This is a genomic window from Shewanella sp. SG41-4, assembly GCF_014164505.1.
GTDB lineage: Bacteria > Pseudomonadota > Gammaproteobacteria > Enterobacterales > Shewanellaceae > Shewanella.
Genome location: NZ_JACJFI010000727.1, coordinates 1 through 782, shown reverse-complemented (window position 1 = coordinate 782; position 782 = coordinate 1). Strand labels below are relative to the sequence as shown.

Sequence of the window (782 nt, the reverse complement as noted above, 5' to 3'; positions counted from 1 at the left end):
ATCAGCGCAAAGGCACTTGTCAAGCTGCCTCAGATCACTTTGATGCTCTCAAAAAGATTCGAGACGATAAACAAACAACGCTTCTAGAACTGGCAAACCTCTTAAGCGGAAACCAATTTGGATTTGGTCCAACTTTAGAACGATACAGATTAGTGAAGATAAAATTACGTGAAGTGTCCGCAGTGGAGAATGTGGCCGAGAATGACATTGGTGATGCAAACCAATTTAACAGATTAGCACACCAGCTAGAAGCCTCATCGAATGCTAAAGTCGCGGTATCGGCAGCGTTATGTTCCTTAATTACTCATGGGCTAATTGTCGACAGTTATCAATTATTAACACATAACAATAATGAAGATGCAATCACTAAGACGTTTGAAGCCTTGAGAGTGCAATTTGACTTGTTAGGGCAAAACAACGAAGTGTTAAAGCGGGATACGCTAACCCACAATGACCACGTGCGTAACCGATTGGAACGATTGAGTAAAACCAAAGAAAAAATCGAACTAACTATAAGCGACCTGAACTGTGAGCTGGCCAAAGCGAAAGTCAACGATTTGGAGTCGGTAAAATTAAAAGTGAAACTGAATGCCCACTTTGATGATCTCATTGCTCGCTGGCGCAGTTTTGATGATCTGAACAGTGAAGGCACACTGCCAGAAGAATGGTATGCACGACTAGAACAGTTCTTACAATCTGATGCCGTCAATAATGATGGTAAGTTAAGAATGGATAACATCATTCAACAAGCTAGATATCTGACCAAGAAAATTGGTGAAGTG

Annotated in this window: 1 protein-coding gene; it reads left to right on the top strand. The window is 41.2% G+C overall.

Annotated elements, in window-relative coordinates; translation table 11 throughout:
- Positions 1–152: 152 nt before the first annotated feature.
- The coding region (locus H5202_RS23525) for a hypothetical protein (RefSeq protein WP_182774123.1) at positions 153–782 on the top strand (630 nt) is incomplete at its 3' end.